A 6,034-nucleotide genomic window follows, 5' to 3' on the forward strand; every position below is an offset into this window, starting at 1 on the left:
CTCACGTGTCGGGACGATGATCAGCGCACGGGGCGTGCCGTCGAGCGCTGTGGTTCCGGAGTCCGTGGTGGAGATCCGATGCAGGAGCGGCACGCCGAAGCCGAAGGTCTTGCCCATTCCGGTGCGTGCCTGGCCGATGAGATCGTCGCCGGCAAGCGCTAGCGGGAGCGTCAGCTCCTGGATGGCGAACGTGCGTTCGATTCCGATGTCCGCAAGAGACCGGACGATGTCTTCTCGCACGCCGAGTTCGGCGAACGTTGGGGGCACGTGAGTGTCGTCGAGCTGGGCGGACAGCGTCGGGTCGCCGGTCTCGGGTTCTTGGTCGATAACGATCTTGCTCAGGGGTCTGGCCTTCCTCGTGTTTCACACGTGCGCACAAGGAAGGGCATTGGCCTATTGCCGGCCGTAGTCGATGCCCTAGATCCCGGTTGTGATATCGCATCGAGCCTCAGCCGTGTCGGTGGAACGAGTGGTACTCGACAGGCGGCGAAGCAGTCGTAGCGACCCGGATCAGGTGCGCACACATTGTCGGTGCGGACCGCCGCGTTCGTGATTGTTCGGTCCGTGTCATCGGTCCAGGTGGCGATCCGACCACCATGGTAGCTTGCCGACTGCGCAAAGCACGTATCGTGCTCCGGCGCGCTCGAACGCGGGCTCGTCGTGGGGTGAGAATCCTCGCATGTCCTCGGCGGCGGACGGAGCGCACCGCGCGACTACGATCGTCTCTCATGGGAGCCCACTCGCCTGAACCGGTCACCGACGCAGTACGACAGTCCGAAGCGGAGGGACCCGACGACGTGCGCATCGCCTTCGACCATCCTGGCGTATCCGAGTTGTACGCGGTGCTCGCTTACGGCGAGATCTCGGCGTTCTATCGGTTGGCCGAGGACGCGCGCACCGCACCGTCGATGCAGGGCAGAGTTGCACTTGCCAGCATGGCTGCGGCCGAGATGAGTCACTTCGAAACCCTCGTGCAGGCGCTGTCCGATCGAGGTGTCGAGGTGTACTCGGCGATGGACCCCTTCGTGCGCGCACTCGACGACTATCACGCGTCGACGAACCCGTCCACGTGGATGGAGGTGCTCGTGAAGGCGTACGTCGGCGACGGCCTGGCAGCCGACTTCTATCGCGAGATCGCACACACGCTCGATCCGGCCGTGGCGTCGACCGTGCGCGAGGTGCTGGCAGAGACCGGGCACTCCGAGTTCGTCGTCCACGAGGTGTCCAAGCAAGTGAGCGCCAGTTCGCAGGACAAAGCTCGCCTGATGCTGTGGGGTCGTCGTCTGTTGGGCGAGGCGATCACGCAGGCTCAGTACGTTCTCGCGCAGCGGGAGAGTTTGACCGATCTGGTCATTACCGCATCCGGCGACCTCAACGGAGTTGCGGCGTTGTTCGACCGGATGCAGGAGCAGCACGCCGAACGTATGCGGGTTCTCGGGTTGGTGTGACTGGCCGTGTTCGCTGACAGCACACCGAGGGGACGAGCCTGTCGGGTGCGTGCTGCACTAGCCTTTAGGCGAAGCAGCTGAAGTTGTCTATTGAGTTCGGAGGTTGGCCGTGGAGGTCAAGATCGGTGTGTCGGAAAGCTCTCGCGAGCTCGTGGTGAACAGTGCCCAGTCCCCGGAAGAGGTCGAGGCGCTCGTGTCCGAGGCGCTTGCGGGCAAGAAGGATGTTCTTCAGCTCGTCGACGACAAGGGCCGCAAGTACCTCGTACAGTCCGCCAAGGTGTCCTACGTCGAGATCGGTCCAGCGGACTCCCGCAAGGTCGGCTTCGCCACCATCTAGTCGGCGGTGGTCGTGCAGCAGCGTGACCGAAAAGAGCGTTCATAGATCGAACACGGCCGCGTATCGAATATTCGATACGCGGCCGTGTTCGATCTGTCGGCTTCGGCAGGTGCCAGTTGTCAGGGCGCCTGGAGTGGGACGTGCGAGAGGCCGCCCCACGCAAGCGAGACGGTTGTATCGACGGCGTCTTCCTTCGAGATCGGCCGATCCGCTTCCAACCAGTAGCGAGCCGTGAACTGGCTGGCACCGACGAGTCCCACCGCCAGCACCCGAGCGCGGTAGGGGTCGAGACCGGAATCGTGCGCGACGAGGTCGAACACAGCGTCGACGCACGCCTCGGTCGCCTGTTCGACGCGGGCGTTGACCTGGGGATCGCCCATCAGATCCGACTCGAACACGAGGCGAAAACCCTGCGTGTCGGTGTCGACGAAATCGTAGAAGGCAAGCACGGCCGCACGGACACGTTTGCGGTTGTCCGTCGTCGACCGGAGCGCCTGTCGTACTCCGGCGATCAGTGTGTCGACGTAGCTCTGCAGCACGGCGAGGTACAACTCCAGCTTGCCCGGGAAGTGCTGGTACAGGACCGGCTTGCTCACCCCTGCGCATTCGGCGATCTCGTCCATGCCCGACGCGTGATACCCGCGGTTCACGAAAATCTCGCTCGCAGCCGCGAGCAGCTGAGCGCGTCGTGCGTCGCGTGGCAACCGTGCGCTGCGACGGCTGGCAGGAGAGGCCGGACGGTCCGAGGACATCCGATCTGCGAGTTCTGTCATTGTGGTAATTCCCATCCGCATCGTCACTGCGCTTGTAGTGCGAACCTGTGCGGCGTGCCGCTGCCGAAGTGGCCGCCAGGAAGCTGTAGCGCAGATCGAAGAGCAACGATACCCGCCACCGCTCGCTGTGATGGGATGGCGGGGCGCCTGTCGCCGTGAGTGGTCCCAGCAAGTGGGCGCATCGATCCCGGTATCGCCCATCTATTCGGTCGAGGGGTTTGTTCCACCGCACAAACATCGGCGCGGCGAGCGGAGGATCGGACCGTCTGTGAGATTCTGGCGAGGTGGATGACCGAGGCGGGCCGCCGAGCAGCGGAAGGACATGGGGCGACGCTGGGCACGACCGCACTGAATACGGCGGTACCGAATACGGCGGTGCCCGACGTAGCCGTCGCGGTGCGCCTGCCGGGTCGTCTCGCGGCGCCAGGCGTGTCGAGACGGGATACTCACCCGGGTTCGACGACGGTGATCCGCAAGACCTGCCCCGCGAGGTCGGCGGACGGGGTTCGCACCAGCCTCTTCGGGCGCAGTGGGACCCGACGGCGCGGACCGAACCCCACCGCAGCCGAACTCCGCGTCCGGAGCGGCAGGCAAAGAAGCAGTCGAAACTCGGCAAGTTCACATCCGTGTACGGCTGGCGTGCATACGCGATCCCGATTCTGCTCGTGGTGACGTCGTTGGTGGTGATCGACGCTGTGCGTACGGGCGACCCCTCTACGACTGCTGCCGTCAGCCCGGACCAGGCGGCGAATCCAGGGTTCGGAACTCTCAGTTCGGACACTGGGGACTCGACCGGGGTGATCGGCGTGCCGCCCGCAGCCGACGGCAATTTCGCGGACTCGATCCCCTCTGGTGAGCTGCCGGACGGGGGAGTCTTCACTGCTCAGGGCGCGGGGACCTGGCATCTCGTGCCCGGATCGACCGGTCAGGTGGGGCAGGGGACCGAGCGCGTGTTCACCTACACGGTCGAGGTGGAGGATGGTGTGGACACGGTCGGGTTCGGGGGAGACGAATCTTTCGGTCGGTTGGTCGATCAGACGCTCGGGAACCCGAAGAGCTGGACCAATGACCCGCGCTTCGCGTTTCGGCGGATCGATCAGGGGGAGCCGGATTTCCGCATTTCGCTGACGTCGCAGATGAGCATCAGGCAGGCGTGCGGGTACGACATTCAGCTCGAGGTGTCCTGCTACAACCCGGGAATCAACAGGGTCGTATTGAACGAGCCACGCTGGGTACGAGGTGCGATCGCGTTCCAAGGCGACATCGGTTCGTACCGGCAGTACCAGATCAACCACGAGGTCGGACATGCCATCGGTTACCAGCAGCATCAGCCGTGTGAGACCGACGGTGGGCTCGCGCCGGTCATGATGCAGCAGACATTCGGTACCGCGAACGACGACATCGCTCGGCTGGATCCGGCGGGTGTGGTGCCGATGGACGGTAAGACGTGCAGGTTCAATCCGTGGCCGTACCCGCGTAGCTGACGCGAAGGTAGTTTGGATGCGCCGATCGTGACACTCGGTCACCGCAGTCGGTAGTGCGCAAGGAGTGAAACCCATGACCGTGTTGCCACCGTTGGTCGAGCCTGCTGGTCCGCTGTCGTACGACGAGGTCGCTCGGTACAGCAGACACCTGATCATTCCCGACGTCGGGACTCTCGGTCAGCGACGGCTGCGCGCGGCGCGGGTGCTGGTGATCGGCGCCGGTGGGCTCGGTTCACCTGCGTTGCTGTACCTGGCCGCAGCGGGGATCGGGACACTGGGAATCGTCGAGTTCGACGATGTCGAGCTCTCCAACCTGCAGCGACAGATCATCCACGGCACCTCCGACGTCGGTCGTTCGAAGGCGGCAAGTGCGCGTGACTCCATTCGCGAAGTCAACGACGGCGTCGACGTCGTACTGCACGAGTCGAGGCTCGACCGGACCAACGCGGTCGAGCTGTTCGAACAGTACGACCTGATACTCGACGGCACGGACAACTTCGCTACCCGATACCTCGTCAACGATGCGGCGATACTCGCCGGCAAGCCGTACGTGTGGGGATCGATCTACCGTTTCGAAGGTCAGGTTTCGGTGTTCTGGGAGAACGCGCCCGGTGGAGTCGGGCTCAACTACCGCGATCTGTACCCGGAAGCACCACCGCCGGGAATGGTGCCGTCGTGCGCCGAAGGTGGAGTGCTCGGCGTGTTGTGCGCATCGGTCGGCTCGATCATGGTGACGGAGGCGATCAAACTGATTACCGGGATCGGTGACACTCTCCTCGGTCGGCTCATGGTGTACGACGCGCTGGCGATGACCTACCGGACCATCAAGGTGCAGCGCGATCCGGACCTAACACCGGTGACCGAACTGATCGACTACGACGCCTTCTGCGGCGTCGTCTCCGACGAGGGTGCAGCGGCGGCGGATGGATCGACCATCACCCCGTCCGAGCTCGCCGAGCTGTTGAAGAGTTCGGACGACATCGCATTGATCGACGTTCGGGAACCGGTCGAATGGGACATCGTTCGTATCGAAGGTGCCACTCTGATCCCCAAGGGACGCATTCTGTCCGGCGAGGCTCTGCCCGAGTTGCCGCAGGACCGTCGCATCGTCCTGCATTGCAAGACCGGCATTCGCTCCGCTGAGGCACTCGCGGTGATCAAGCGCGCTGGATTCGCCGATGCCGTTCATGTGCAGGGCGGCATTGTTGCCTGGGCCACACAGGTCGATCCGTCCCTTCCGGTGTACTAGCGCGCCTGCGGGACGTCGAGTGCAAAAGCGGTAGCGTGGCGCTTGTGAGCTCAGTGGAACCTCCTCAACACGTGATCTCCACATTCGGGCTGCGTGACGTACCTCCGATTCCGCTCGGCGCGGATTGGGACGGTGGGTGGCGGCTCGGCGACGTCGTCCTCTCTCCAGTCGCCGATCATGCGCGCGCGGCCTGGTCGGCGAAGGTCCGCGAAACGTTGGCGGTCGACGGTGTCCGGTTGGCGCGACCGGTGCGGTCGACCGACGGACGGTACGTCGTCAGCAGTTGGCGAGCGGACACGTTCATCGTCGGTTCGCCCGAGCCTCGGCACGACGAGGTCGTCTCGCTGTCGGTACGACTTCATTCCGCCACCTCACAGCTGGATCGACCGCGCTTCCTCGTGCAGCCTCCCGTCGCGCCGTGGGCCGACGCCGACGTGTTCGTCGCGGCCGATCGGGCCGCGTGGGAAGCCACCCCGTTACGCGCGGCGCGTGCAGCGGGAGCGCCCGAGGTGACGTCGGTCGACGGTAAACAGAGCTTGGAGCTGGTCAAGCAGCTCGCCAGCCTACGGAAGCCGGTGGAATCCGTCGATCAACTCGTGCACGGGGACCTGTTCGGCACGGTGCTGTTCGACGGTAGCGAGGCACCCGGTATCACCGACATCGCGCCGTACTGGCGACCTGCGTCGTGGGCGGCTGCGGTGACCGTCGTCGACGCGATTTCCTGGGGAGGCGCGGACGACGCT

General features: G+C 64.6%; 7 protein-coding genes. 5 read left to right on the forward strand and 2 right to left on the reverse strand.

Going from position 1 to position 6,034, the window contains the following annotated elements; all coding sequences use genetic code 11:
• On the reverse strand, nt 1-342 hold a 342-nt coding region (locus tag A2J03_RS01435), incomplete at its 3' end, for a DEAD/DEAH box helicase (RefSeq protein WP_156520133.1).
• A gap of 386 nt (nt 343-728) precedes the next feature.
• Here A2J03_RS01435 and A2J03_RS01440 point away from each other — a divergent pair.
• Nucleotides 729-1,448 carry a ferritin-like fold-containing protein gene (locus A2J03_RS01440; protein ID WP_231912319.1) on the forward strand — a complete coding sequence of 240 codons (720 nt, stop codon included), beginning with the start codon at nt 729-731 and terminating at the stop codon, nt 1,446-1,448.
• Nucleotides 1,449-1,557: 109 nt separating this feature from the next.
• Nucleotides 1,558-1,785, forward strand: a complete 228-nt coding sequence (locus tag A2J03_RS01445; RefSeq protein WP_068368720.1) for a DUF3107 domain-containing protein — start codon at nt 1,558-1,560, stop codon at nt 1,783-1,785.
• Nucleotides 1,786-1,904: 119 nt separating this feature from the next.
• Here the strand turns inward: A2J03_RS01445 and A2J03_RS01450 are convergent, their stop codons facing one another.
• The gene (locus tag A2J03_RS01450) at nt 1,905-2,558 is read right to left on the reverse strand and encodes a TetR/AcrR family transcriptional regulator (RefSeq protein ID WP_068368723.1); all 654 of its coding nucleotides are present in this window, start codon (nt 2,556-2,558) and stop codon (nt 1,905-1,907) included.
• A 479-nt stretch (nt 2,559-3,037) separates the two neighbouring features.
• Here A2J03_RS01450 and A2J03_RS01455 point away from each other — a divergent pair, with 479 nt between their 5' ends.
• The 3 genes from A2J03_RS01455 to A2J03_RS01465 form a co-directional block, all read left to right on the forward strand.
• Nucleotides 3,038-4,042 carry a DUF3152 domain-containing protein gene (locus A2J03_RS01455; protein WP_197480553.1) on the forward strand — a complete coding sequence of 335 codons (1,005 nt, stop codon included), beginning with the start codon at nt 3,038-3,040 and terminating at the stop codon, nt 4,040-4,042.
• A gap of 73 nt (nt 4,043-4,115) precedes the next feature.
• Nucleotides 4,116-5,291 (forward strand): adenylyltransferase/sulfurtransferase MoeZ, encoded by a 1,176-nt coding sequence (moeZ, locus tag A2J03_RS01460; protein ID WP_068368730.1) that lies wholly within the window; start codon nt 4,116-4,118, stop codon nt 5,289-5,291.
• A gap of 44 nt (nt 5,292-5,335) precedes the next feature.
• The coding region (locus A2J03_RS01465; RefSeq protein WP_068368736.1) for a TIGR02569 family protein at nt 5,336-6,034 on the forward strand (699 nt) is incomplete at its 3' end.

This window comes from Rhodococcus sp. EPR-157 (assembly GCF_001647195.1).
GTDB lineage: Bacteria > Actinomycetota > Actinomycetes > Mycobacteriales > Mycobacteriaceae > Rhodococcoides.

What these genes read in the sequence shown, in the direction of transcription:
- A2J03_RS01440 (WP_231912319.1), top strand. Translation starts at nt 729, where the DNA reads ATGGGAGCCCACTCGCCTGAACCGGTCACCGACGCAGTACGACAGTCC.
- A2J03_RS01450 (WP_068368723.1), bottom strand. Translation starts at nt 2,558, where the DNA reads ATGACAGAACTCGCAGATCGGATGTCCTCGGACCGTCCGGCCTCTCCT.
- moeZ (WP_068368730.1), top strand. Translation starts at nt 4,116, where the DNA reads ATGACCGTGTTGCCACCGTTGGTCGAGCCTGCTGGTCCGCTGTCGTAC.